This is a genomic window from Arthrobacter sp. SLBN-100 (assembly GCF_006715305.1).
Classification (GTDB): Bacteria; Actinomycetota; Actinomycetes; order Actinomycetales; family Micrococcaceae; genus Arthrobacter.
Genome location: NZ_VFMY01000001.1, coordinates 364,338 through 390,751 on the forward strand (window position 1 = coordinate 364,338; position 26,414 = coordinate 390,751).

General features: G+C 63.0%; 22 protein-coding genes and 1 pseudogene. 13 read left to right on the forward strand and 10 right to left on the reverse strand.

Annotation, left to right across the window (positions count from 1 at the left end; genetic code table 11):
• Positions 1 to 109: 109 nt before the first annotated feature.
• Positions 110 to 406 carry a hypothetical protein gene (locus FBY31_RS01565; protein WP_142036072.1) on the reverse strand — a complete coding sequence of 99 codons (297 nt, stop codon included), beginning with the start codon at positions 404 to 406 and terminating at the stop codon, positions 110 to 112.
• An 813-nt stretch (positions 407 to 1,219) separates the two neighbouring features.
• Here FBY31_RS01565 and FBY31_RS01570 point away from each other — a divergent pair.
• Positions 1,220 to 1,596 (forward strand): annotated as a pseudogene (locus FBY31_RS01570) (VOC family protein).
• A 357-nt stretch (positions 1,597 to 1,953) separates the two neighbouring features.
• A complete protein-coding gene (locus FBY31_RS01575; RefSeq protein ID WP_142036074.1) occupies positions 1,954 to 2,169 on the forward strand; it encodes a hypothetical protein in 216 nt (71 codons plus the stop codon).
• A gap of 85 nt (positions 2,170 to 2,254) precedes the next feature.
• On the opposite strand, the gene FBY31_RS01580 is transcribed toward FBY31_RS01575, so the two are convergent.
• Entirely contained in the window at positions 2,255 to 3,295 is a 1,041-nt protein-coding gene (locus FBY31_RS01580) for a DUF2293 domain-containing protein (RefSeq protein ID WP_142036077.1), read from the reverse strand.
• A gap of 676 nt (positions 3,296 to 3,971) precedes the next feature.
• On the opposite strand from FBY31_RS01580, the gene FBY31_RS01585 reads away from it, so the two are divergent.
• The 7 genes from FBY31_RS01585 (at position 3,972) to FBY31_RS01620 (ending at position 8,222) form a co-directional block, all read left to right on the forward strand.
• Positions 3,972 to 4,412: a prevent-host-death protein gene (locus tag FBY31_RS01585; RefSeq protein ID WP_142036079.1), complete on the forward strand. Its 441-nt coding sequence runs from the start codon at positions 3,972 to 3,974 to the stop codon at positions 4,410 to 4,412.
• Positions 4,409 to 4,852: a cytotoxic translational repressor of toxin-antitoxin stability system gene (locus FBY31_RS01590; RefSeq protein WP_142036081.1), complete on the forward strand. Its 444-nt coding sequence runs from the start codon at positions 4,409 to 4,411 to the stop codon at positions 4,850 to 4,852. Before FBY31_RS01585 ends, FBY31_RS01590 begins: the two co-directional genes overlap by 4 nt.
• A 410-nt stretch (positions 4,853 to 5,262) precedes the next feature.
• Positions 5,263 to 5,685: a hypothetical protein gene (locus tag FBY31_RS01595; protein ID WP_142036082.1), complete on the forward strand. Its 423-nt coding sequence runs from the start codon at positions 5,263 to 5,265 to the stop codon at positions 5,683 to 5,685.
• Between the two features lie 27 nt (positions 5,686 to 5,712).
• Positions 5,713 to 5,958: a hypothetical protein gene (locus FBY31_RS01600; RefSeq protein ID WP_142036084.1), complete on the forward strand. Its 246-nt coding sequence runs from the start codon at positions 5,713 to 5,715 to the stop codon at positions 5,956 to 5,958.
• A gap of 29 nt (positions 5,959 to 5,987) precedes the next feature.
• Positions 5,988 to 6,722 (forward strand): hypothetical protein, encoded by a 735-nt coding sequence (locus FBY31_RS01605; RefSeq protein ID WP_142036086.1) that lies wholly within the window; start codon positions 5,988 to 5,990, stop codon positions 6,720 to 6,722.
• A gap of 840 nt (positions 6,723 to 7,562) precedes the next feature.
• Positions 7,563 to 7,874: a type II toxin-antitoxin system RelE/ParE family toxin gene (locus FBY31_RS01615; protein ID WP_200833285.1), complete on the forward strand. Its 312-nt coding sequence runs from the start codon at positions 7,563 to 7,565 to the stop codon at positions 7,872 to 7,874.
• Between the two features lie 42 nt (positions 7,875 to 7,916).
• A complete protein-coding gene (locus FBY31_RS01620; protein WP_142036089.1) occupies positions 7,917 to 8,222 on the forward strand; it encodes a helix-turn-helix domain-containing protein in 306 nt (101 codons plus the stop codon).
• Between the two features lie 1,411 nt (positions 8,223 to 9,633).
• Here the strand turns inward: FBY31_RS01620 and FBY31_RS23170 are convergent.
• Positions 9,634 to 9,996 (reverse strand): hypothetical protein, encoded by a 363-nt coding sequence (locus FBY31_RS23170; RefSeq protein ID WP_235013231.1) that lies wholly within the window; start codon positions 9,994 to 9,996, stop codon positions 9,634 to 9,636.
• Here FBY31_RS23170 and FBY31_RS01630 point away from each other — a divergent pair.
• A complete protein-coding gene (locus FBY31_RS01630) occupies positions 9,976 to 10,233 on the forward strand; it encodes an IS110 family transposase (RefSeq protein WP_442858204.1) in 258 nt (85 codons plus the stop codon). The genes FBY31_RS23170 and FBY31_RS01630 overlap by 21 nt on opposite strands.
• 729 nt (positions 10,234 to 10,962) lie before the next feature.
• A complete protein-coding gene (locus FBY31_RS01635; protein WP_160142417.1) occupies positions 10,963 to 11,889 on the forward strand; it encodes an alpha/beta fold hydrolase in 927 nt (308 codons plus the stop codon).
• Between the two features lie 890 nt (positions 11,890 to 12,779).
• On the opposite strand, the gene FBY31_RS01640 is transcribed toward FBY31_RS01635, so the two are convergent.
• A complete protein-coding gene (locus FBY31_RS01640; RefSeq protein ID WP_235012868.1) occupies positions 12,780 to 13,529 on the reverse strand; it encodes a hypothetical protein in 750 nt (249 codons plus the stop codon).
• 103 nt (positions 13,530 to 13,632) lie between these two features.
• Here FBY31_RS01640 and FBY31_RS01645 point away from each other — a divergent pair, with 103 nt between their 5' ends.
• Positions 13,633 to 14,028 carry a hypothetical protein gene (locus tag FBY31_RS01645; protein WP_142036094.1) on the forward strand — a complete coding sequence of 132 codons (396 nt, stop codon included), beginning with the start codon at positions 13,633 to 13,635 and terminating at the stop codon, positions 14,026 to 14,028.
• Between the two features lie 602 nt (positions 14,029 to 14,630).
• Positions 14,631 to 16,028 carry a wax ester/triacylglycerol synthase family O-acyltransferase gene (locus FBY31_RS01650; RefSeq protein WP_160142418.1) on the forward strand — a complete coding sequence of 466 codons (1,398 nt, stop codon included), beginning with the start codon at positions 14,631 to 14,633 and terminating at the stop codon, positions 16,026 to 16,028.
• Between the two features lie 457 nt (positions 16,029 to 16,485).
• On the opposite strand, the gene FBY31_RS01655 is transcribed toward FBY31_RS01650, so the two are convergent.
• The 6 genes from FBY31_RS01655 to FBY31_RS01680 form a co-directional block, all read right to left on the reverse strand.
• Positions 16,486 to 17,628, reverse strand: coding sequence for a tellurite resistance/C4-dicarboxylate transporter family protein (locus FBY31_RS01655; RefSeq protein ID WP_142036099.1), 1,143 nt, complete (start codon positions 17,626 to 17,628; stop codon positions 16,486 to 16,488).
• A gap of 272 nt (positions 17,629 to 17,900) precedes the next feature.
• Positions 17,901 to 19,115 (reverse strand): MFS transporter, encoded by a 1,215-nt coding sequence (locus FBY31_RS01660; RefSeq protein WP_142044962.1) that lies wholly within the window; start codon positions 19,113 to 19,115, stop codon positions 17,901 to 17,903.
• A 51-nt stretch (positions 19,116 to 19,166) separates the two neighbouring features.
• Positions 19,167 to 19,979 (reverse strand): respiratory nitrate reductase subunit gamma, encoded by an 813-nt coding sequence (gene narI / locus FBY31_RS01665; RefSeq protein ID WP_142036102.1) that lies wholly within the window; start codon positions 19,977 to 19,979, stop codon positions 19,167 to 19,169.
• A gap of 2 nt (positions 19,980 to 19,981) precedes the next feature.
• Positions 19,982 to 20,602: a nitrate reductase molybdenum cofactor assembly chaperone gene (gene narJ, locus FBY31_RS01670; protein ID WP_142036104.1), complete on the reverse strand. Its 621-nt coding sequence runs from the start codon at positions 20,600 to 20,602 to the stop codon at positions 19,982 to 19,984.
• Positions 20,599 to 22,404 carry a nitrate reductase subunit beta gene (gene narH, locus FBY31_RS01675; RefSeq protein ID WP_235012869.1) on the reverse strand — a complete coding sequence of 602 codons (1,806 nt, stop codon included), beginning with the start codon at positions 22,402 to 22,404 and terminating at the stop codon, positions 20,599 to 20,601. The genes narJ and narH overlap by 4 nt, the downstream gene beginning before the upstream one ends.
• Positions 22,404 to 26,117 carry a nitrate reductase subunit alpha gene (locus FBY31_RS01680; protein ID WP_200833286.1) on the reverse strand — a complete coding sequence of 1,238 codons (3,714 nt, stop codon included), beginning with the start codon at positions 26,115 to 26,117 and terminating at the stop codon, positions 22,404 to 22,406. Before FBY31_RS01680 ends, narH begins: the two co-directional genes overlap by 1 nt.
• Between the last annotated feature and the right edge of the window lie 297 nt (positions 26,118 to 26,414).

Consider the following 26,414-nt stretch of genomic DNA (forward strand, 5'->3'; position numbering starts at 1 on the left):
CTGCACGATGAGCCCAGTATGAGGACTTGGGCCGCGGGGCGGAAGAGGCCGCCGGCTTGGATTTCCGTGGGCGCTGAACCTCGCGGGCCACGGTCAGGAATAACCTCTCTTACAGCCGCAGGCGCGGCGGCAGTTTCGCGTCCCCAGCACTGCCAGTCCCGGCACCGAGGGCTCGGCCGCGGGACAGCTCGGGCCTGACCGGCGCCGGCTGCGGTGCGGTCTCCCCGGCCCGGTCCATCCGTGTCCCGATCAGTGCCGTCCTGTCCCTGGTGCCCATCCAATGAGGCGTGGCGGCAAGCAGCGGCGCCTGGTCCATCACGGCGGTGGCGTCGAAGGTCTCCCAGGGTGTGAAGGCGTAGTCGCCAAGCAAAAGCCCAGGCGCTGGCGTCTCGGAAAGGCGTCTCACAGGGGAGTGCGGAGGACCTCTCAAGCGAGGATGCCTCGAGCACCTGCACACTGCTGGTGCTGCAGGAGTGAAATAAACGGACGGTCTCACGCACCTCAAACGCTAGGCGTGCAGTTGCTGTTGAACAGTGAGCGGCAAGGGACCGAACTGAGGGTGTGGACATTGTCCACACTTTCACCTTTGGATCGGGCTTTACAGCCCTCGGACTGCTTCGGATTCCGCATGTTTTCGGGGTTCCCGGTGTTTGCAAGGCCGGGAATGCAGTTCGAGTCCCACCTCGGGCACAGGGTTTCCGCAGGTCAGAGGCGGTTCTTCGGCCTCTGGCCCTGTGGACACTGTACACACCCTGCACGAGGGGTCGTTATGACGGGTGTCAGCCACGCCGTATTTGTCGGCGGACGTTCTTGTGGCCGGGTGCTTCCTCCCTTTCCTGTAGTGAGCGAGGGTCTGCTTCTTACTCCTTCATTACGCGGTCTGGGCGCAGCAACATGACTTTCTTGGAGCAGGGGAGTGGGGCTGCGCCGGCCCGTTGTCTGTTTCGTGGTCATGACCGTTCATGGGTTTATTCGTGGGTTGCAGCATGACCACCGAGTTTCTTTCGCTTACCTTTTCCTAGCGTGGTGACTTGAGGGACACCGCCTGGGTGGCGGATCGAGGAGCCGGTGCTGCGCGTTCCGACATCTATCCGTCGAATCTCGCCCGCGTCGCGAGGGGCTCAGACTTACCGCTTCGACGTCACCTCGGCACGGCGCCGTCCCACGCGGGCCCGGGTATCGACTCGTTCCCACCGAGCGTCTCCGTACCATGAGATTCATGGCATCCCGTATCAGCGAACTGGTCCTCAAATGCGCCGACCCCGAACGGCTCGCGCGGTTCTGGAGCGAGGTCCTCGGCTACATCGAGCTCGACCGGGAGGACGGTACGATCGAGATTGGCCCGCCCGACGCCGGGTTCGGAGGCCTGCAGCCCACCATCATCCTGAGCCCCAGCAGCGATCCGCGGACCGGAAAGCTCCCACAGCACATCGACGTCAACCCCGTCGATCGGGACCAGGACGCCGAGCTGGAACGGTTACTCGCCCTCGGCGCCCGTCCCGCCGACGTCGGGCAGACCGGCGACGAGCAATGGCACGTCCGGCCGACCCTGAGGGCAACGAGTTCTGCCTCCTGCGCAAGCGGCTTGGACCCTGATCCGATGATATGCCGGTCGCACGCGCGATCTTTAAGCGCCATAAGGGTGCCTGGTTCCACGGATGCTGGAGCGAGCCTCGCGCAGGTAGAGCCTCATATCAACTTCAGCTGTAAGGGCTCTTCGGCAAGTTAAACTTCCGAGAGCCGATAAGCGCCCATAGTTCACGCGCCAGTACCGGGAGTTCGCGAGCCTAACCGTGGACAAGGGCGGCACCCTGGTCGTCATGGATCTTAGGCTGGACTGGTGGGAGGACAGGCCCGCAATCGTGGATCCTGGCCCGGTCCTGTCGCTGAAGGATTCCGTGGCCTCTAAACTGCTGGCGGTCTAGTCCCGCGGATACGCCCGGGACTCCCTTGATGCCTACTCGATCGATCATCAGCAGTGGCTGGTTCACTGCACGTCACCCGATGGCGGTGGGACGGCCCCGGGTTCCGTCCGACGAGGCGGCATTGTTCGAAGCCTTCGCTTCGTCTGGCGGGAAACCAGCGGAATGCCCGTGGGATTCCAAGCTGGCGGTCGCCATGGCCGAATGCGGCCTCGCCCTCGAGGAGGAGGCCGTGGCAACTTGCTAGCCGGTGACGTGTTGGCGACAGGGCTTTCGTTGAGTAGGGCCATGACTACGAGAGGGATGGGGTGTGCCGTCTATCGGTCTCAGCCCTAACGCCAGTGGTCGAGCACGTCGCCCACTTTTTCACGGACCCTCTCGCGGGCATTGTCGCGCGGCACGCCCGCCATGAGCAGTGCGTCGTAGTCGGTGTCTCGGTGGCGAATGGAGGCAACGACCGCTAACTCCAGTGCCTGTTGGTCAAGGCGCTGTCCCTCGGCGGTGCGGCCGACCCGGCCGCTGCCCCGTGCCGCGGTGTGTGCGGCGATCGCGGCGGCACGCTGAGGGGGACATCCGGGTAGCAGTCGGCTGATCTCCGCGGCCATTCGGTCCGCGAGCTGGCTGTCAGCCTCGCGGCGTCGCTGCTCATCGCGGGCTCGACGGCGGGTGCGCGCCTCCACGTCCGCAAGGGATGATGCCTCGGCGTCCACCAGCGCCTGCTCCTCGACGAGGACGCCTTGTCGCTCGTAGCGCCGTCGGGACTGGCTGAAGCGCACTACTACCGCCGACAGGCCGCTGGCTTTGCGCGCCCGGCGCGTCAGAGTGGTGTTGCCGGCCGGCAGGTAGGTGAGGTGGTCGAGATCGGCGCACCTCATGCACAGGGGCGCTTCGTCTTCCATGAGCAGCAAGTCCCCGTGCCCGCCGCACCCCGTGCATGTCCAGTCCTTCAGCGGCGAGACGACGACGAGGTCCGGCGCTCGGCTGGCCTGCTCCTGGACGCGTGCGCGTTTGGCCGCTGACAGTGTCGGGGAGACCCAGTGCGTACTGTATGCGCGCTCGATGGACGGACTGCCGCTGGCGGAGAACTGCAGCGTTTTGCGGCCGCGGGTCCGGGCAACGTAATCGGTCTCACTGGGCTGCAACCCTTGCTCATGGGCCCAGCGAGTCAATGCCCGCATCGCCGTCGAGACCTTGCCCAAGCCGACCGGCACCACCTGCTCGAGATAGGGTATGCGTCCCTGGCGCCAGTGGTCTCGGTGCACCGGCTGCAGCCAGCCCATTCCAACGAGCACGTCGACCGGCGCAACGTAACCGTGGTCCTGCAACGCCTCCTCAGCCGCCCGGGCGACCCGCTGCTCGATTGATTGCGCCATTCTCTCCCATCACCGCCTTGCGGCTCCCGCGCCCCGCGCCACGGCGCAGTAAGCAGTCGGCGGGCGGCGTATTGTGCCGCGAGGTGTGATCGGACCTCCGCGCCGGAGCAGGGCTAAATCCTACTCCTGGTCGCACAGGGCCGCGAGAACGGACGCGGAACGGTGACAGGAGAAAGCCTCGCTGTGGTGGAGCCGACTAGACACGGCCGAGCTATCGAACACGAGATGCTCGGTACACTCAACTCCGAGTCTCCCGGTGTGGTATGGACTGGCAAGGTGCCACCGAGTCGTACATTTGCGAGAGTCTTGATTGCCCGAAACTGGATATGTTGCTCCTTGCGCCCCGTCTCCATCAAGGGCAGGTGCTCCAAGATGGCGGCCGTGTTATTTGACCGTATCCGGGTAAAGCGGTGGCGACCGTTCACGACTGCCACGACGGGTGGGCGCCGGTCCTGGCAGCCTCGCAGAACAGAGGGGCGGCGGGGCACTTCGCGCTCGGTTTTCCTGATCCGCGGAAACTATTAGGCAAGTGACATCGTGTTCCCCGCAGGAAAAGTCTTCGGGGACTTTGGGCGGCACCAGCCGCCCACCGTGGTCATTCAGCGCTGAGCGGTGGACCGAAAACACAAGCGATGGAGTACTTGACGTACGTGGTGTACGTGCGGATGATTGGTACATGAGCACTCCTACACATGGCGCGGTCGGTGGACGCGTCTATGGGTTTACCCAAGCACGGGATTCGTTGAAGGCGATCCTGGATTTCAGCGAGCGGGGAGGGCTGTCCACGATTCGGCGGCCAGACCGGGCCACGGCCGCGGTCGTTAATGGCGAGAGCCTGCGGAGATACCTGGAGCTGACGGTCGCCGCGAATGTTCAGGTCGTGAATGAGGACGGTGCCTGGGCCGTCTTTATGCCGGGGCAGCCTATTGCCGCCGAAGCCACGGAGTTGGGCGAGGCCTTGGCGGACTTTGTCGACGCTTTGCGGGATTACGCGGAGGATTGGGAGGACCATTTGCATGCGGCGCCCAACCACCGTGAGAACTGGGCGATGGTTCAGCTCATTGACCTGTCCACCGATGAGCAATTGACCGCCTGGCTCACCGGCTCGGTGGCATGAGCGTCCGCCGCGTGGGCGGACGGGACGACCATGAGAAGTTCTGTCTGAACGAGCACTGGGAACTCGTGACGAACGCACGCGGGAAGCCCGTGCGCCACCATGCGACCTACCGGTTGATTCTGCCGGATGGGCGGATCCTCCGGACCCGGATTTCCCGGCCGGTGGACCGCACCACGTATTCGAGTTCGATCTGGAACCACATTCTCCAAGACCAGCTCGTCGTCAGCGAAGATGAATTTTGGGCCTGTGTCGACGACGGAGCACTGCCTGCCCGCGGAGCCCCTGCGGCTCCGACTTCGGCTGTTCCTCTTGCGCTGGTCTGGCAACTCACGCAAACGGTTGGAATGGATGAACGAGTTGTTGCCAGGATGACGAAAGAGCAGGCCGTTCAGGCGATCAACGATTACTGGATGTCCCAAGGGGACGCACCGGACGATTGAGGCGATTGCCGGTTGCGGGGACAAGCTGCTTGTGGCGTGGGAAAAGACTTTGCCTCCTCAGGCACCTGGCTTCCAACGCACCGGCGACGTGGAGGTCCGGATCCTCCATCCGCGGTGACGCGTACCGCGGGGGAATAAAGCCCTTATGGGGCACTTCCTTTCCGTGTCCCCCTGAAAAAACGTTTCGTAGAGGGCCTACGATTGAAAACGCGCCGAAGGAAAGCGACTCCACCGAGGACGAATAGAGCTCATCCGCGGCGAGGTCGTTATGTCCCCTTGGCTGGACCCAGTCACGGCCGACTCAGTCTGGGCTTCCTGCAGTAGTTCCTGTCGCTACGGGTCCGCATCGCACGCATGCAATGTCGGACCGGGATCAGGCGTCCCGGCCACTGATGGATAAGAATGGGGGCATGGACGTGGAAGCACTCATGGAACGGGCGGCAGATCTCAAGGCAGCCCTGGTCGGCTACGCGACTACGCCGGGGTTCGCCCGGCGCCTCGCACTGGCCGTCGCATCAGCCTCCGGACCCGAATCCGGGCGAGAGGATCACTGGGCAGAGGCCGTCGAGGCGCTGCTTTATGAGCCCTCGGACAGTCGCGAACCTTTGCTGGACCGGTGTCTGCGCACCAACAGGAACATTGCCCCGGAAGACCGGCTCGTTTACGAGGACTGGCGGGAACGCAACGTGTATGGGGCATTCCGCGTCGACGCACGCCGCGGTGCCGGGCTCACTCTGCACAACCTCATCGCCGAGCCCGGGGTGCAACGCGGAGTGCTGTTCCTGGACGAGGCGTCAGATCTAGGGCATACCACGCCGACCGTCAACGCCTGAGCTTGGTTATCGCTGCCATTGGATGCCATGCGTGCCATCGATCTTGAAGCCAGAGTGATTTCGGCCGTCGATCAGATACGGTCCGGACAGTCGGTAGAGAATGATTTCATCGAGTGCAAGCGGGACTCGCCTAAGGAGAACAAGGCGCGTCAGCTGGCCGGTAGCCTAAACCGCGCTGCAGGCGATCCTGTCGTCTACATCATCGGCATCGATGAAAAGGACGGTGCGGTCCACGATGTAGCTGGGACTGACATCCTCGGTGGGCGCAAATAACGAACAAGTTCGACCACACGCCTCCTGAGATGACACGTCACATTCATGTTCCGGTCGGTCCCAATGGAGAAAGTGTTGTAGCCGTTGCCATCGCTTCAGACCGGGCGCCGTATGTCGTCAAAACTGGTTCTGCTAACCCAAGCCTTGAGGTGCCCATGCGGGAAGGCACAGGAACTCGGAGCGCTCGACGCGATGAATTGCTCAGAATGTTGATACCGGTCACCAAGTTGCCCGAAGTGATCGCACTCCAGGGCTATCTCCGTGCCACATATCGACCTGAGATTCAGCGGGCTACCCCGCAAGGCCGCTCGGAGCACCAAGAAGAGGCGGTAGTTTGCAACGGCAGTCTTCGCGTCTTCATCGCCCATAACGGGCGTGAAACCGTAACGCTACCGACGCACATCATGAGTGGCCAACTTTGGATTGGTGACGAGGCTTTCGCGACGAAAGTAGGGCCGCAGGTACTCGATAAAGATAAACAGCTGGACCCTCTAGCCGCACCCATTACGACAAGGGAGGCCATCACAGTTACTACGTCGGGTGCTGTCACTTTGGGCTTCGCATCGAAAAACATCCCGCCACAGAAGCGTCAGATTCTTAAAAACAGTCCATCGCTGAAGTTGGATATCGATCTAGAGGTACTAGGTGGTGCTAGGCCTGTTCGACTAACTGTTGAAATGCGCCGGGAAGATGGTCGTTTGATTAAATCTGAGTATGAAGAAGGGCTCGGTAAGTGGGGAGTCGCGAACCCCGAAATTTCGTGAGACATCCCGATGACCGCGACTCCGTGGGTGAGTCCTAGTGACTCGGCTTTTCAGCGGCGAACGGCCGTTAGAAATCCGCCTAGCCATTCGGAAACTGGAAGCTGATGCCCAACTATTCCAAGGTGGCGCAGTGGGCGCCTGCTCTTCAGTAATCACTTTTCTGCATAGTCATCGGGTATCAGGGGCGTCGTCGGAGCGTCCAGAATCAGGTCGGTCGCGTCGCCGTAGAGGGGTTGGTTATCGGAGGCCCGGCCGCTTTCTGCGAACGATCCCCAGATGTCCAATATCGCAGATGATTTTTGCGTTCTCCTGCTCGACGGCAATCACGCGCATGTTCGTCATCTCGTCGACATCCCATTTCGCGGTCGCCTCAGTGTGCGTGTCCGAAGCGCTCCCGGGCAGTTCGAGCGGACGTGCCGAGGGCGGCACCGATAACCTCCCAAGAGTCTCCGTTCACTCGGGCGGCGCTGACAGCGGCGTCTAGCTCGGCCTCGGCCTTAGCGGCAGCCGTACGGGCAGCGGTTATCCGGCGGAAGTCCGCGGCGTCCCTGTCAACGCGCGGCGTCGGGCTCAGGCGAAGGAGCGTGCCGTCTACCCGCAGGGGCGCGGCTAGGTGCTCGACGTGCAGGACGTAACCTTCTTCGTGCCCGCGCTGAATGTAGAGGGTGAGGACGACCTTTCCCTCGCCGTGTCCACTTTCCCGTAGCTTTCACTCGGGGCGATAGGCCACGGGCGCGGCCTCAAGTGGGGTGGACGGCTTGTCTCCTGCACGTCCAACCGAGTTATGGCAGAAAATATAGCAGCTGAGTTGTACAACAGGTGAGTTGTATTCTGGACTCGATGTGCACTGTGGATGTGGGCCTGGTTGAGCCGTGGCTGTTAGGTCTTGACCAAGACTCGTATGAGCAGATTGTTGCTGCATTAGAGCTTCTCGCCGAGCGCGGACCTCAACTTGGTCGTCCATTGGTCGACACGGTGGTCCGTTCACGGCATAAGAACATGAAGGAACTGCGGCCGGGATCGAGCGGGCGGTCGGAACTACGAATCCTGTTTGCCTTTGATCCGGAGCGGCGGGCGATCCTGCTTGTCGCCGGGGACAAGGGGGGGCAACTGGAGCAAGTCGTACACGACGAACATTCCGGTTGCGGATGACCTGTTCGATGATCATCTGAGGATCCTGAAAGGAGAGGCATAGTGGCGAAGTCCATGGAAGAACTACTGGCTAAGCGTCCGGTTGACCGGGCAGCTGTGAATGCTCACAAGAAGCGCATGCTCGATGAGGTCCGGGCCTACCGGCTTCGGGAGCTCCGCGAGGCCTCTGAGCTGACGCAGGTCGAGCTGGCTGGGCGCCTGCATGTCAGCCAGAACCGGGTCTCCCGTATCGAGCACGGTGACATTGATCGTGCCCAGGTCGACACCTTGCGGAAATACGTCGAGGCGCTCGGCGGCCGGCTTCGTGTCGAGGTAGAGCTAGGCGACCAACGAATCCAGATCGCCTGACGAAGTTACTGGCAGGTATGCATCGTCTATGAATCGCCGCTATCGACGACTGTGAAACGCAGAGCAGGGGCGCAGGGCACGACAGCGGGGCTCCCTGTCTCGCCGACGACCCCGCCTACTGCGCAGAAGTCGCCCACTTTCTGCGGCGGGCAGCTATCTAGCCGTTCCGGGGGCCGCTTCTTGGACCGGCCTCGTTGTCCCTACTGGAGGGCAGTTCCCGCCAGCTGACGCCGTAGGTTTAGAGACATGACAAACTTCGATCGCTTGCCTGATTCTCGACCCCAGTTTGCTAGAAATCAGCCGCGGGGAAACTTTGAGGAGCGATTCGGCATCCTTTCCAAGTACTCCGTTCCACTCAGAACCCGTGGGTCTGCCGAGGCTGTCGCTTCCCGGAGAACCGCTCCGAGCCAACACTCGAGGATGTATTCGTTAAGTTGAACCACCGCAATCACACCGGCCGTACACCCGGGCTCAACCGGCACGACGTCCAACACTTGCTCACTCTGCATGGATCGCTCACCGGAGAAGCCGCGCTCGCGATGGATGATCTGTCAGCAATTAATAAGCTTCGGAGAGCGCACGAAGAACGAATTTCGGCAAACCTCAATCGAGCTGAACTCCTGGATCTTTTGGACGGCTTTGTCCGTGGGGGTCTAGTTAAGCGTGTGGGGCGGAGTCGTTACTACTGCATCCCCTCGAAGCTCGAGTCGGCGGGCTCCTAGACTGTGGCTCTAGTTCTTGTTCGGCGCATTAGGGCTGAGCGCTTTTCCTGAACAACCCCTGCGTCCGTCAAGCGAAGTTTCTTCCCGGCGATACCGTCTTACGGTGCTGGTGAGGGAGAGGCTCGCCTTGAGAGGATGTGACCTGGCTGACCACCGCGCGTAGTACGGTACTGCTTTCTTGCAATGGAGAGGCGCCTCCTTGTTCTTTACAAGTAACTTGACTCGTCCCGTCGACGAGAGAGAGTCGCCCGTGCCACACACCAGTGCGGCGCGTTCCTGTCTCGCCCAAGGCAGGACCGCTTCAATTCACGGGGATAGAAACAATCATCCGCAGGCACTTTCGGGGATCGCTCCTTGGGTCAACCACTAGCGTCATGGCTTTGAGAAATGAAGGAGGCAGCCCGATTTCAGGTTGATTGAAGAAGTCCGATCGACTGTCGGTGACTCGTGTCACGCTGACGAGGGGGAGCTAGTACAGGCGTTCATGCACCTTGCTGATTTTTCGACCTAAGGGAGCCTGTGGACATTGTCCGCACTTTTCGTCTCGGACTGCTTTGCACAGCCCTGCTTCTTCCTCGATCGCGGTAGTGACGCGCGATCCTACGCTTGAGCGCCTATCGGTGGCCGACAGCTAAGGCTTCAGGGCCAGATGCCGTCGTGGCGGTGCGCTGGGTCTGGCGGGTGTTGTCTTATTCGCGCTTTGCGAGGTCGTGTTCTTGTATCAGTCCGAAGGGGACATCAGGTGAAAGTGCCACCGTGAACTTTGTGAAGTCATGGAGTGTGATCAGGATTCCACAGCGTTGCTCCCCGGCAATTTCTGCTGCCATCTTGACGGCCTTGTTCAGTTCAGCAGCGCGGCTCGATGGGTCGGTGATACGACGTCTGAAATCAGTCGTTGCATCTTTCCTTCTCCTTATGTTGTTACCGGAGGCGGGTATGGCTTTGGTTGCTGTGCCGGACGAATCGTGGGCTTCGAAGGATTGGCCGCCCGTCATCCCGCGATGACCCGCCCGCTGATTGAGAAAAGCGACATGATCGCCGGACAAGGACACGACGGCGCGGTTATCTGCTGGGCTCTACCTATCCAACAGAACTGGAGGCTGTTCTTGGTGCAATTATCGGCCGGCATTGATGCTGGCAAAGCCCATCACCACTGCTTTGTGATCGATGGCGACGGAAACCGGCTGCTCTCACAGAGAGTCCCGGACGACGAACCAGCGCTGCTACAGCTCCTGGCCAGCGTCCTTGAGATCGCAGCTGGGGACCTGTGGTTTGGGCGACGGACCTGAATCACGGGGGACCGGCACTGCTGATTGCGCTGCTCGTCTGCCATCGACCACGTGCGCCGCCGGAATACTGCAGGACTAAGGCCTCTGAACCTCAGCATCACTTTGCGCTGAAGATATTGATATGAGCAGGAATGAGAAATTGCATTTGAAGTTCTGTGACTACTACTCGTTCATGACGTACCACATGGTGCAAGTTCCCGCCCGCGGTCGGAGAGTGTGACCGGCATGTGGCGGCTAGTTGTCGCAGCGTTTTTGATCCTGCACGGGGTCCTCAATGCGGCCATATGGGTCCCGCCGCAGAAAGTGGGTGAGTTACCGGGTTTCGGCTGGCAAGCGTCATGGCTGTTCGCCAATATACGTCCGGTGGTCGTGACCCTGGCAGTGATCGCGGCAAGTGGCTTTGCGCTCTCTGGCGTGGCGTACGCCATGCACCTACCACTGTGGGCCTACTCGGCCGTCGTAGCCGTCATTGCATCGATGGCGCTCATCGTCGCGACGTTCACCCCGTGGTGGACGTTGGCTGTCGTTATCAACGCAGGGATCTTATACGCAGCTTGGCAGTCTGTGGTTGCGCAGCTGCCTGGGCGATAGATGCCCGCGATGACTATTACCGAGTCGACCGCCAAGAGGGCCGGTGGAGCTCCTCGCTGTGGGAAGGGACGGCTTCGCCACTTTGACAAGTTCGGCAACGGACGCCACGTCACGGGCCGGGCTCTAGACGGTCTTTGCATGGCACTCTTTTTGTCGGCTCTCGTGGCGGTCTCGTTCCGCCACGATATGCGAGAAGCTCGCGCTCGGCTGCAGGCTCAGCCCACGAAGGTTTTCAAGTCTAGGTACGGGAACATCGAGTACCGCGTCTCGGGCACTGGCCCTGCCGTGCTCATTTCACATGGCATCACAGGCGGCGTGGATCAGGCAGCGGCGCTCGTGACTCAGTGGCGGATCTTGCCCTCGGAGCAGTACACGTTCATCTACGTGTCCCGCTTCGGATACCTCGGATCCGAACTTCCGGACCAGGCAACGGCACGAACGCAAGCCGACGCATACCGTGAGCTCTTGGACCACCTGGGCATTGAGCGCGTGTTCCTTGTGGGCAACTCGGCCGGCGGGCCCTCGGCCATGTGGTTCGCCATCGACCATCCGCGCCGTACCCGTGGCCTGATCCTTCACTCCTCCGCTGTTCCGGGGCCAGAAGCCGAATACATCCCAAAGATCGTCGCCCAGCACGACTTTATTTACTGGTTGGCGGTAAAACTTGCACCGGAGAAGCTCTTAGGGTTGTTGCTGCCCGGCCCGATCATCGCCGGAATGACCAAGGCCCAGAAGCGCTTCGCGGTTCAGAACGCCTTCGTTGCATCGATGCCGATCTCCGAACGAACAAAGGGAATCCTCTTCGACAACAGCGTGAGTCTCCCGGGTATCAACGTCGTGCCCTTCGAGCAGATTAAGCCACCCACCCTGATCATCCAGTCAACGGACGATCTCCGCGAAGCCGTTGGCGGTCAGGAGATGCACGGACGAATCCCGAACAGCACTCTCATCAGGTTGACGGGCGGACATCTCCTGCTCGGGCAGGAAGCTGAGATCCAAAAAGTGAATGCCGAGTTCATAAAGAGCCCTATAGCTCGGCAAGTTTGGAACGTTTCCAGTATTTGAAACCCGATAGCGACCTCCTGCGTGACGGTCCAAACTGCGACGCCGATGTCGGGCTTGGTGAGTGGTAGTCCTTGACCCGCCATGGTCTCTGGTGCTCTACAGCCGGCGGACGTTGAGCGGCCGGGAGGTCCTGCCCGGTCAGGCTCGGCCGCCTAGCTACTTCGCCTGCAGTTGGGCTTTCATCGGCTCGGACCTCGCTGCGCTCGGGGCTGTAAAAGCGTTTTTCCTGCTTTTTTACTACTGTCCTTAGGTTGTTACCGGGTTCAGTACCGCGGCCGCTGTAGGGTCGTGGCTAGCCAGGGGAGGCGGGTATGGCTTTGGTTGCTGTGCCGGACATTCATATGACGGCTTCGAAGGATTGGCCGCCGGCCACCCCGCGATGACCCGACCGCAGAGACGCGACATGATCGCCGGATAAGGACACGACGCGCGATTATCTGCTGGACCCGACCTATTTCTGTCAAGGAAAGTGGAACTCAGCGATTGTGTTCTTTGGACAACGTTGGATCCTCGAACGCCCAGGGACACGGTCCTGGATGCGGGAAGCTAGGAGCAAGGTCAAATGGAACACTTTATTCCTTGGCTGACATTCTGCATTGCCGTTTCACTACTGTGCCTTTTCAGTCCAAAGTCCTCGCCCACCCGCATCCGGCTGCACTGAGGGATTAGGGCGGCTCGAAGTTCTTGGCGGAATTTCTGCGCCTTGGTGAGACAAGCCCCATCGTTTCATCATCCTGTCGGTGCCCGGAAGGACGATGGATCGTTGCCAGAATCTCCCCGCTGGTGCCCGATAGCGGGCTGGGGCCGGTTCAAACGGGAAGAAGAACAGGCACCAGCATCCCCCATTCGGCGAGGGCTCAGCAGGTGAGAACACACACGTCCCTTTAGGTTCAACTTCTATCCGCGGATGAAGCCGCTGCAGTGCCCTCCTGCTTGAAGTATCCCGCCAGGAGCGGCCCTGCGGTGATAAGCGTCAGCCAAACGATGCTGATGACAATGATTTCGAAGATATCCGCCCGGTCGATTCCCATAAGCGCCGAAACCACGCCGAGGGACAACACGACTGCCGCAAAGCTGAGCCGGAAAAGCCACCGCAGCACCTTCTCCCGCCGCGTCCTGGAAGTGAAGAGAGGGGCCAGGCAGAGGAAGACGATGCTCATCAACAGGTAGCCGAGCTCCTCAAGGGCGATGAAGACGCCGTTTGGGTTGTACTGGGTGAAAATGGACCACCCATCGAGTTGCCCTTTTTCAAGGCTTGGCTGCATCACGGAGGACTGGATGTAGTAGTTGATGAGCAGGACACCTGCAGCGATGACTGCGACGCACAGAGCGGTCAGGCTATAGATCCTGCGCGCGGCCGGAGCATATTCATGGAGAGTTGCGACCAGTGCCACGAACAGCAGCATCAGCACCATTGCGGGGAACATCCAGTAGTAGTCACCCGGCCACTGGGCGGCAATCACCTCGTCCGTGAACGGGTAGGGCACCTTGTCCGGTAGTGCCGTGAGGGCAAGAACGAACGAAACCAGCGTCACCACAGAGGTGGCCCAGGCAATCCGTACGCCAAGGCGGCCAAGCCCGTAAAGGCGGGAGGCCTCACCCAACGAGGGGGAGGAACGCGAAATCTCATCACTGCCCATGGTTCACACTGTACGAGCCCCATCCATTCGGTGGTGGGGCCTTTTGGCCCTACGCCTCAACGGAGCAAATTTCTAACCTTAGTTGCCTGAGGAGGCGAGAAAAATGTTCACACTTCGCACCTTGGGCGGACTCGCCCTCCTGATGGCAGGGAGCAGCTGGCTCTGGCTGACACCTACCTTCGCAACCAAGGGGGTCAGAACCTCCGGGTTCCTGTGGAACCTGACCATGGCGCTTTGCCTCTTGACTATTCTCGGTTTTTGTATAGCTACTTGGGCGTTGTTCGCCCGGTGGAACTGGTGGGAGTACGCTGCCCTCGCGTCAGCCGGGCTTGGACTCGTTTCTTTGGTGCCCTATTGGTTCGCTGCGGTAGGGGGAGGTGAAGCGGGCGGCACTGCGGCATGGAATGCCTTCGTGCACGTCCTGATGGTCGCTATCGTGGCGGTACTACTGCTGGTCCCACCCCTCGAGCGGTGGGTTAACCAGCAGGTGATGGGATAAGACCGATATGAGTTCTGCAGGCACATACCTGATGCTCGCGGGATACTTGCCATCGTCCCGTCGGCGAGGGCCCGCCCCGAAGGAGCGCCGATACGATTACTCAGAAGATATCAGTGGGTCTAGCTGTTGTGCTTGGCATTAATGCCCAAGCGGAAGCTGGATCATCACCGGGAGAAAGAGCCCAGCTCCTGGTCCTGGCCTTGTTCCCAGGTCCTGCCCCGGCCCTCTACCTCTGGGCCTGGCTCCTGCTGCCTGACGCTTCAGGAAAGATAGTGCTCCAGACATGGATACAGAACAAGTCGCTCTAGCCAAGCCCATAGGACGTCGGCGTCGGAAGACCTGCAAACGAAGGACTCCGGGAACCTTTCCAGTCGAGAACAACGCCTCTCGAGCGTGACTTTCAATGTGGCAGTGTTCTGTGATCGCTAAATGGCACGCAGGAGCGAGGGCCTGGCCTCTTCTCTGAGTCTCGTATCCGTAGGGGTATGAGGCGTCGCGCCGACCCGCTGTTCTCCTGGTCCGGGACTCCCTTTGGCACTAACCGATCATCGGTCCTGGGAGTAAGGTTGGTTTGTTGGTCACGAGGGGACAGGAACGTGACTGTGAAAAATGAGACATCCCGCCTTGAGCGCTTGACCGCGTCGGACCGCTTCCTGCTCTTGTGGGACGACTCGGGCTGGGCTGCGGACATAGGCGCTCTTGGGGTCCTCGACGGCCATGGGCTGCTGGACTCGGACGGTCGCGTCCGGATCGAGGCCGTCCGCCGCTGGCTCGAACCGAGACTGGAGGGCGTCCCCCACGTCCGTCAGCTGTTGTATCGGCCCCGGTGGTGGCTTGGCGGGCCCCTGTGGATCGACGCGCCGTCGCTTGACCTCGCCGATCACGTCCGGGTGCATCCTGTCGGTCCTCCTGGCGACCAGTCGCGCCTGTTGCAGGCCTGCGCAGAGCTGGCAAGCCGACGGCTGGACCCAGCACGACCGCTGTGGGAGGTGTGGTTGCTGCCCGGGTTGCCGCAGGAACGCGTGGGCCTGTTCCTGCGGATGCATCACATCATGGCGGACGGGATAGCTGCCGTGGCCGCCTTCGGGTCGCTGCTGGACACTGCTGCGGATGCGCCTAACCCCGTGGCTCCATCATGGGCGCCGACCCCTATGCCGACGGCGGGGGAGCTTCTCCGCGACAACCTACGCCGTCACGCTCGCCGGCTTGCCCGGCTCCCGGTTGGCCTTGCTCATGCAAGTGACCTGCTGCGCCGGACGCGGCGTGCCTGGCCGGCATGGCGGGAGCTGCTTGCCGAACAACGTGCACCCCGCACCAGCCTTAACCGTCCTGTCGGCGCTGACCGCAGGCTGGGCGTTCTTCGCAGCCGCTTGGAAGCCACCAGCCAGATTGCCCATGCCCATGACGCCAAAGTCAACGACGTCGTTCTGGATGTGGTGGCCGGAGGGCTGCGCGAGCTGCTTTCTGGCCGGGGAGAACATCTTGATGGGCTGGCGCTGCGAGCGATGGTGCCTGTGTCTCTTCACCGGGAGCAGCGTGGGCAGGAGGGGGCCAGCAACCTGGACGGGTGGATGGTGGTGCCGCTGCCACTCGGCGAGTCTGACGCTGTTCGAAGGCTGGACCTGATCAAGGCGGAAACTACCGCACGCAAGCGCAACGCCCATCCGCAGACGGGCAGCGGAATTTCGCAATCGATGCTCTTCCAGCGTGCATTCCTGCACGGATTCGCCCACCAGCGGTTCATCAACATATCTGTCACCAACGTCCCGGGGCCGCCCGTGCCGCTGTATCTTTCCGGAGCGCAGCTGCTCGAGCTGTTCCCGGTGGTGTCGCTCATGGGCAACATCGCGCTTGCTGTTGCCGTCTTCTCCTATAACGGGCAGCTCAACCTGACGGCGATTGCGGACCAGAACGTCTGCCCGGACGTGGACGTGTTTATCCACGGGGCGCGGATTGCCCTCGATGACCTTGCCCGATCCGTATCTGAGTACGGAGTTTGAGCAGGCCTTGGGTGGGGGCGTTCGATAACCGTCATGAATCAGAGGCCATGAGGTTAGGGATCCCCAGCGACACCGGATGGGGGCCATACCCGCCTCTTCATCCAGTGCAGGCGGTGGTCTGGTTCCTGTCGTTAATTTCATGAGCCATCGCTAGTTTCGAAGCTCGCTCCATAACCGGGAGAGCGTCCCTGGCAGGCGTCTTAGAAAACTACAGCTTTTCAAGACACCAAGAATGACCGCCGCGGTCCTTCACGATGCAGGGCCATGCCAAAGATCCTGGTTTCTCAGGAAGACGCCGCACTACAAGCTGTCTCACGTCCAGCGGCGCGTGCACTTTCGTCCCCTCCGTCGGAGGGCGCAACCGGCAACCCCCTCCAGAGGGGCGCAAAGGCGACATCCGGCAGATTCTTGTGGTTGTACTTGCCGGAGGAACGGGCGGTCCGCGTCCTCAGCGTCCCTATGGTCCGGGCTCCCGACGGTCCGGCGTCCCGGCAGGGGGACCCAGCCTCGGCCGAACCGTGCCGTGCGGTCGGGGCCGCATGCCGGGCCGCACGAGTGTGGCCCACAAGTGCCAGAGCATCCCGGCAAAGGTGGCGAGGAACGCTGCGAGAGCCACCCACAGTTCCGTGCGGCCGATAAAGGCGACAATGGGCAGACGGTCGGCGCGTCCCAGATAGATGCTGGCCACGGCGTACATGCCGAGGGGGAAGATAACGCTCCAGAGCCCGGGTTCGAAGGCCAGCGGCACGCGGTGGATCACGTGCCGCCACCACCCGGCTGCGAGGAGCACGGGGAAGAGCCATGAGGCGAAGGACCAGAACACAACGGACGAGCCTGCCACGAGGCCCCGCGTCGCGTCCACCATGGGCGCGCCGGCCATTTCAACGATCCGCGCGCCAGCGAGGACGCTAATCGCCATCGCGCCCATGGCCACGAAGTACTGCGGGCGGAGGTCCTCCGGCCGGATGGGGTAGGTCATGAGCCGCAGTGAGACGAAGACCCCCACCGCGGCATACAGGATGAGTCCCACCGACCAGGCCACGATGGCGACGATTGCCAAGGCCGCGCGCGAATCCGGTCCGGCGAGGGGCTCGACGGATGCGGCCGCGACCGCCACGGACTGGCTCGCCACGCACCAGATGAACCACGTGCCGTTAGCATCCTTGAGCACGGGCCGCTCGTCCCGGCCCAGCACGGCCGTCCACGGGACGATGTAGCCGAGCATCACCCCAGTGAGGATCGCGACAACGAGGAGCAGCGCTGCTGCACCCGGCCACCCCGCCATCCCGAGCCGCACGCCGAGTACGTCCGTCCCGGCGATGAAGGTGAAGAAGCCGAACGCCCGGCCGGGGTCCATGAAGTCCCGGCGCATATCTTCGCGGAACCTGACCAGACGCACGAGGTTGAGCACGAGGAGCACTGTGTAGGAGACCGCGCAGACCACGAGGAGTGCCGCCGAGAGCGCAGGGAAGCCTTCGAGTTCGAGCCCCACCGAAATGATCCCGCTGGCCATAGTGAGGGCGAAATACCCTGGGGTGAGGGTCTGCACCGCCTCGGCGAAGCGGGAGCCGAAAGAACTCACTTGCACGGTCGTGGTCATGGCGCCAAGCTTAAGTGGCAATGCTTGGATCTATGGAAAAGCTGCACGTACGAGATACCTCTCGGCTTGGCCAAACGGAGTCCCAGACAATCCCATTTTTCCCGATCCGACAGGCATTCTCCGTTTAAAACGCCGCCACGCCTTCAACGCGATCGGTGGATCGGGGCTAAGGCAGGACTGTGCCTCCTGGGGCTTTCCTTCAACTCAGGTCAACGCGCACAGGACATCAGCGCCTGCGGCCCCCGGCGTAAGCAACCGGCACCGTTTGTTGGCTAGCGGCCTGGGCCCGTGAGTCTGGGCGGGACGGCCGCTGTTCCGGCCCGGGCCTGTACGGTGAAGATCGTGAAGGCCAGGGCTGCAAGGGCCGTCGCTACGAGCAGCAGCAGTCCGATCGAGTAACTGCGCGTCGCGGCGTCGTACGTTGCGCCCATGACCAGGGGCGGGAAGTAGCCGCCGAGCCCCCCGGCGGCGCTGACCACTCCGCTGATGCTGCCCACTTTCCCCCGCGGGGCCAGCACGCCCACCCAGGCGAACACGCCACCTGCGCCCAGACCAAGGGCCGCGGCCATGACGACAAACGTCAGGCCGGCGGGGACCTCACCATCGGGCCGTAGATTCACTACCCAGGCGAGGATGGCAACGGCGGCGAGCGAAGTGACCACCACCGGTTTGGGCCCAAGCTTGTCCGCGAGCACGCCGCCGACCGGCCGCGCCAGGACTGCGGCGAGGGCAAACCCCGCCGTGCGGGAACCGGCGCCGCTGGGGTCGAAGCTGTACACGTCCCGCAGGTAGGTGGGCAGGTAGGTGGCGAAGGACACGAAGCCGCCGAAGACGACGGCGTAGAGGAAGCACATCTTCCAGCTGACAGGTGTCTTGGCGGCATCCAGGAGCTTGGGCAGCACGGGTGCGTTATTGCGGCTCCAGCCGGGGGATTCCTTCATCAGGAACCAGACCAGAGCCGCCATGACGGCAAGGATTGCGGCGATCAACAGATGAGTGGGGAAGTATCCGATTGCGGCGACGAGACGGGGGTTCAGGAATGCGGCCAGCGCCGTCCCACCCATGCCAGCGCCGAAAACCCCTGTGGCGAAGCCCCGCCGGGACGGCTCGTACCAGCCGCTGACAAAAGGGATCCCGACGGCGAAGACGGTTCCGGCAACCCCCAGCAGCAGGCCGGCGCCCAGCACCACCGCGAAGGAACTCAGGGTGCCCCCGAGGGCCACGAGGAGGATCGGCAGGATGGTGGCCAGGAGGACAAACGTGAACATGGCGCGGCCGCCGTACCTATCCGTCAGCGTTCCGACGACGATCCGCCCCAGTGATCCGACGAACACCGGCATGGCTATGAGCACGCCGGTTGTAGCCGGGTTGAGCTGGAGGTTTTCCGTGTAGAACGAACCCAAGGTGGCCACGGAGTTCCATGCCCAGAAGCACACCACGGAGGCTGAGGTGGCGAGCACCAGGTTTAAGGTTCTGCCGCTTGGCATCTTTGCCGGTCCTGATTCTGTCACCGGTTCCTCCTTCGGATAAGTTCCAGGTCAGCGGTTCCGGGTATCGCGGTCCGGTGTTCCCACGGCTGACCATCCCCGGCGTGAGGCGACGCTGGACCCTCTGGTTCCGGTCAGGTCCTTGTCCCGGGAGCGGTACACGATGTAGGGCCGGAAAAGATAGTGCAGCGGCGCCGTGAAAGCGTGGACGAGCCGCGTGAAGGGCCAGATGATGAACAACGCCATGCCTACAAGGGTGTGCAGGTGGAATGAGAACGGTGCCGCCGCCATGGCTGCGAGGTCCGGCTGGAAGATGAAGAGTGAGCGGAACCACGGGGCTACGGTTTCGCGGTAGTTGTGTCCGTGCTCGCCCTCGAACACGGACACCAGTGTGGTCCACAGCCCGAACACGATGGCCGCGGTGAGGACCACGTACATGGTCTTGTCGTTCTTGGTGGTGGCCATGAACACCGGCCCGGTGGTGCGGCGGCGGTAGATCAGCAGCAGGATCCCGCCCAATGTTCCCACCCCTGCGATGCCGCCCACGAACAGGGCGTTGAAGTGGTAGAAGTCCTGACTCATCCCCACCGCCTGGGTCCACGCCATGGGGATCACCAGCCCGAAGAAGTGACCGGCGACTACGGCGAGCAGGCCGAAGTGGAACAGCGGTGAGGCGATGCGCAGCAGCTTCGATTCGTAAAGCTGGGATGATCTGGTGGTCCAGCCGAACTGGTCGTACTTGTAGCGCCAGACCAGCCCTCCCACCAGCACCACCACCATGACGTAGGGCAGGACACCCCACAGCGCGATGTCCACGGTGGAAAGTTCGACGGCGGCACCAGGTTCCGTTGAGGATGCGAGCATGGTCAGGTCCCTTTCACGGGCAACAAGCGGGGATCGTACGGGTCCAGTCCCACGGCCTCGGTGGGTGGCCCGTAACCGGCCATCCGCATTACGGCCTGCTCGTCCGCAGGGGACTTGCCGGGCAGACTGTCGCAGATCGCCTGCAGGATCAGGGCGTGCGGCAGTTCGTCCCGGAGCAGCCCGAAGCGGAGCATTTCGAGGCTGGGCCGGTACCGGATGAGCAGGTCCCTGCCCGCCGCCATGTCCACCACGGCCGCGAATTCCAGGACCATCGGCAGGTAGTCCGGCAACTCGCCCTGGGTGTCCACCAGGATGTCGCTTTGCCTGTAGACGTTCTTGAAGCTGCCGAGCGCCTCGCCTCGGCGCCGGGTGTCCCCGTCTGTCCAGTAGGACAGGTGCAGGGCGTGCCGCCTGCCCAGGTCGAACTCGCGCACATAGCGGGCCTGCACGTCCATGGCCGGCGCCGACTCCAGGTCTTTCAGGACCCCTTCGAAATCATCTGGGGCCCCGTCGAACTCGGAAAGAGCAGCCCGTATCAGCGGAACCCGCCCCATCAGTTCCTCGTCCGGATAGGACAGGCACCAGGCCGCGGCGAGGTACACCACCTGGTTACGGCGCGTCACGGTTCCTCCCGGGCGAGGGCGCCGGGGTCATTGTCCTCCGGATTACCCGACGCGCCGGAGGCCTCCGCGGTGGGCCCGGCAGCGTCCGGGCTGGGACCGGCCTTCCCTCCGCCGTGGGCGGGAGAGGTGCCGCTCATCCGCGGAACGTCCCGTTTGTCCGGGAACAGTCCCTCCGGCGCACCGTTGCCGTCCCAGTTCAGCAGGTTCACCCGCCCGCGGAGGGAGGATTCGCCAGCGGCGGAGTCGGAAGTCTGCCGGTCGCGGAGGGCATTGAAAGTCTCCACTGCCACCGGGAGGGGCCTGCCGCTCGCTTCACCGAAAGGGGCGGAATCCTGCATGCCCGGGCCGCCGTCGAAATCCAGCGAACAGCCCATCTCTTCCAGGTCGTGGGCCTGCTCCACATGGGCTTTCGGGATGACGTAGCGTTCCTCGTACTTGGCGATCGCCATCAACCGGTACATCTCGTACATGGTTTGACCGTCCATACCCACGGACTCGGGAATGGAGTCGTCCGGATCGTTCCCCAGGCTGATGCCGCGCATGTACGAGCGCATGGCCGCGAGTTTTTTCAGCACCGCGGTGACCCGGTCCGCATCACCGGCAGTGAACAGTTCGGCGAGGTATTCCACCGGGATCCGCAGCGCGTCGATGGCGCCGAAGAGGTTGCCCGCGTCCTCCCCGTCATGGCCCTGGTCCCGCAGGAGATCAACCACCGGGGACAAGGGCGGCACGTACCAGACCATCGGCATGGTCCGGTACTCGGGGTGCAGCGGCAACGCCACCTTATACACCTTCGCAAGCGCGTAGACCGGTGAGCGCCGGGCGGCGTCAATCCAGTCCTCGGGGATGCCCTGGGCGCGCGCCTCGGCCTGCACGCCCGGGTCATCCGGGTCCAGGAGCACGTCCATCTGCGCGTCGTACAGCTCCCGGGGATCGGTGACGGACGCTGCCTCGGTGACGGCGTCGGCGTCATAAAGGAACAACCCGAGGTACCGCAGCCGCCCCACGCAGGTTTCCGAGCAGACCGTCGGCAGCCCGACTTCCACCCTGGGGTAGCAGAAGGTGCATTTCTCGGCCTTGCCGGTCTTGTGGTTGAAGTAGACCTTCTTGTAGGGGCAGCCCGTGACGCACTGGCGCCAGCCGCGGCACTTATCCTGGTCCACCAGCACGATGCCGTCCTCCACCCGCTTGTAGATCGCCCCGGAGGGGCAGGAGGCCATGCAGGAGGGGTTGAGGCAGTGCTCGCAGATCCGCGGCAGGTAGAACATGAACGTCTGCTCGTACGCGAACTTGATCTTGTCCTCGGACTCGCGCCGGACCTTCTCCACGATCGGGTCCAGGTGCCCCATTCCGGCCGACCCGCCGAGGTTATCGTCCCAATTCGCGGACCAGGTGATCTTGGTGTCCTCACCGGTGATCAAGGATTTGGGCCGCGCCACTGGGAAATCGTCGCCCAGGGGTGCGTCCACGAGGGTCTTGTAGTCGTAGGTCCATGGCTCGTAGTAGTCCTTGAGCTCGGGCTGGACCGGGCTGGCGAAGATCCCGAGGAGCTTCTTCACCCGTCCGCCGGCCCTGAGCACGAGCTTGCCGCGCTTGTTCAGCTCCCAGCCGCCCTGCCATTTCTCCTGGTCCTCGTAGCGGCGCGGATAGCCCTGCCCGGGGCGGGTTTCGACGTTGTTGAACCAGACGTATTCGGTGCCCGCCCTATTGGTCCAGGCCTGCTTGCAGGTCACCGAACAGGTATGGCAGCCGATGCACTTGTCCAGGTTCATGACCATGCCCATCTGAGCCATCACACGCATCAGTACTGCACCTCCTGGGAACGGCGGCGGACGGTGGCAACCATGTCGCGCTGGTTCCCGGTGGGGCCAAGGTAATTGAACGCGTAGGCCAGTTGGGCGTAGCCGCCGATCAGGTGCGAGGGTTTGACCAGCAGCCGGGTCACGGAGTTATGGATGCCGCCCCGCCTTCCGGTGGCCTCGGACTTCGGCACATCGATGGTGCGCTCTTGCGCGTGGTGGACGTAGACCACTCCGGCCGGCATGCGGTGGCTCACGATCGCCCGGGCCACCAGGACGCCGTTGATGTTCAGGCACTCCACCCAGTCGTTGTCCCTGACCTTGATGGACTCGGCGTCGGCCGGACTCATCCACACGGTGGGCCCTCCCCGGGAGAGGGAGAGCATCAGCAGGTTGTCCTGGTATTCCGAGTGGATGGACCACTTGGAGTGCGGCGTCAGGTAGCGGACCACGACTTCCAGCTCCCCGTTGCCGCCGAGTTTGGGTTCGCCGAAGAGCCGGTGCATGTCCAAGGGCGGCCGGTAGATCGGCAGCGCCTCACCGATGTCGATCATCCAGTCGTGGTCCAGGAAGAAGTGCATCCGCCCCGTCAGGGTGTGCCAGGGCTTGAGCCGGTCGACGTTGATGGTGAACGGGGCGTAGCGGCGACCCCCGGTTTCGGAGCCGGACCATTCCGGTGACGTGATCACGGGGACCGGGCCGGCCTGCGTCTGGGCGAAGGTGATGAACTTTTCCTCGGAGCCCTCTGAAAGGTCCGCGAGTTTCCGGCCGGTGCGGATTTCCAGGTCCTTGAAGCCCTGCACGGAGAGGGTGCCGTTGGTGGTGCCGGAGAAGGCCAGTATGGCCTCTGCCATTTTCGCGTCGGTATCGATCGCGGGGCGGCCGTCCGCGGCTCCGCCGAACATCACGCCATTGGAGCGGCTGAGCCGGTCCAGGGGACCGGCGAGTTTGTAAGTGACGTTTTTGACCGTGAAGCCCAGCTTGTCAGCCAGCGGCCCGATGGCGGCGAGCTTGTCGGCGATGGCGGTGTAGTCCCGTTCCACGACGGAAAAGGTGGGCATGTTCTGCCCCGGCACCGCGGGGATGGATGTGTCCCGCCAGTCCCGGACGATCCCGCCGGGCTGGGCGAGCTGGCTGGGGGTGTCGTGCTGCAGGGGCACGCTGACCAGGTCCCGGCGGACGCCCAGGTGGGTCTTGGCCAGCCGGGAGAATTCCTGGGCCAGAAGGTGAAAGGTGTCAAAATCCGTCTTCGTCTCCCATGGCGGGTCGATCGCGGGGGTGAAGGCGTGCACGAAGGGGTGCATGTCGGTGGAGGACAGGTCGTGCTTCTCGTACCAGGTGGCGGCCGGGAATACGACGTCGGACAGCAGCGTGGTGGAGGTCATCCGGAAGTCGGCGGAGACCAGCAGGTCCAGCTTTCCTTCCGGTGCCTGCTCATGCCATTTCACGTCCCTGGGCTTGAGCCCTTCGGCGTGGTCTTTGCCCAGGACGTTGTTGTGGGTTCCCAGCAGGTTGCGGAGGAAGTACTCGTTGCCTTTGGCTGACGAGCCGAACAGGTTGGAGCGCCACAGCACGAGGGTCCGTGGCCAGTTCTCCGGGGCGTCCACGTCCTCTATCGCCGGGTTCAGGGTGCGGTTCTTGAGCGCGTCCGCGATGTAAGTGGGGGTGTCCTTCGCGGTTCCGGCGGCGACGGCGGCCTCCGCCTCGTCGGCGAGGTCCAGCGGATTGCGGTCGAACTGCGGGTAGAACGGCATCCAGCCGAGCCGCGCAGACTGGGCCAACGCGTCTGCGGTGTGCATGCCGTCCAGGGCTCCGGTGGAGAGCGGGGATTTCAGCGCATCTGTGGAGTAGCCGTCCTGCCGCCACTGGTCTGTGTGCATGTACCAGTAGCCGGTGCCGATCATCGTCCGCGGTGGCCGGGACCAGTCCAGGGCATTGGCCAGGGACACCCAGCCGGTGGCGGGCCGGGTCTTTTCCTGGCCCACGTAATGCGCCCAGCCGCCCCCGTTGCGGCCCATGCAGCCCGTCAGCATCACGAGGGCCAGCACGGCCCGGTAGGTGGTGTCGCCATGGAACCACTGGCAGATACCGGCCCCCATGATGATCATCGACCGGCCCTTGGACTCTTCGGCGTTGCGGGCAAACTCGCGGGCCACCCGGACGCAGGCCTGCGCCGGGACGGACGTGATCTCCTCCTGCCAGGCCGGGGTGTACGGAGTGGAGGCGTCGTCGTAGCCTGCGGCCCACTCGCCTGGGAGCCCTTCGCGGCCAACCCCGTACTGCGCCAGCATCAGGTCGAATACGGTGGTGACCAGTTGGCCTTCCACCTCGATGACGGGAACGCCGCGCCGGAGCACACTTCCGGCGCCGCCGGCGTCTTCGAAGCACGGCAGTAGGACCTCGGCGCTTTCCCCGGAGACCTCGCCCAACGAAAGTGCGGGCTCGATCCCCTCGAGGTCCAAGTTCCATTTGCCCTCGCCGCTGCCCGAATAGCGGAACCCCATGGAGCCGTTGGGCACGGCCGGGAGGCCGCTCTTCTTGTCGAACAGTACGGTGCGGAACGCCGCATCCTCAGCCCCGGACTCGGCCGGGAGGTCCTTGGCGGTAAGAAATTTCGACGGCGTCAGCCCGCCGTCGTCGTTCCTTTCCAGCCGTACCAGGAACGGCAGGTCCGTGTACTGGCGGACGTAGTCCGAAAAGAACGGAACCTCGCGGTCGACGAAGAACTCCTTGAGCATCACGTGCCCCATGGCCATGGCCAGCGCGGCGTCGGTTCCGGCCTGGGCGGGGAGCCATTCGTCCGCGAACTTCGTGTTGTCCGCGTAGTCCGGGCTAACCGTCACCACCTTGGTGCCGCGGTACCTCACCTCGGCCATCCAGTGCGCGTCCGGGGTCCGGGTGACGGGGACGTTGGAGCCCCACATCATGAGGTAACCCGCGTCCCACCAGTCGCCGGATTCCGGGACGTCAGTCTGGTCTCCGAAGACCTGCGGGCTGGCCACAGGAAGGTCGGCGTACCAGTCGTAGAAGGACGTCATCACCCCGCCGATCAGCTGGATGAAGCGGGTCCCGACCGCGTGCGAGACCATCGACATTGCAGGAATGGGCGAGAAGCCCGCGCAGCGGTCCGGCCCGTAGGCCTTGATGGTGTTGACGTGTGCGGCGGCTGCAATTTCGATGGCTTCCTGCCAAGAGACCCGCACCAGGCCGCCCTTGCCGCGGGCCTGCTGGTAGCGGCGTCGGCGTTCCGGGTCCCGGACGATGTCGGCGAAGGCCAGCACCGGGTCACCGAGCCTGGACTTGGCTTCGCGGTACATTTCGACGAGGACGCCCCGGGCATAGGGGAAGCGGACGCGCGTGGGCGAATAGGTGTACCAAGAGAATGCCGCCCCTCGCGGGCACCCCCGCGGTTCGTATTCCGGGCTGTCCGGACCCACGGAGGGATAGTCCGTCTGCTGGGATTCCCAAGTGATGATGCCGTCCTTGACGTACACCTTCCAGGAACAGGAGCCCGTGCAGTTCACACCGTGAGTGGAGCGGACTACCTTGTCGTGGCTCCACCGATCACGGTAGAAAATATCGCCCTTCCGGCCGCCCTCCCGGAACACCGCCCTGCCGTCGTCGGTCTGGTCCCATTTCGTGAAGAAACGCCCCAGCTTCAACATCGCATCCGAGGCGGCTCCATCGAACCCCGGGACAAAACGTTCCTCAGCCATGCGGACACACTATGTGATAGGCAGCGGCCAGGCTATGGGTCAAGCCTGAACTCTATCGCCCGGCGGCCGGCTCCGCCTGGGGCTGCTATCTCCGGTACTACTCTCGAGTACAGCGCACAGCACGAACGGGGATTTCTGGCGAGAGGTCCCCGTTCTTGTCCTAAATGTGATCCGTAACAGGGAAGAAACTTTTTACAGGCACCGGAAAGCCATGACAGGCCGGCACTTGAAGGTCGACGTCTGGACGTGTGGGACACCCGACCTAACGGGCCGCGGCCGGCGAACGAACGACGCGGC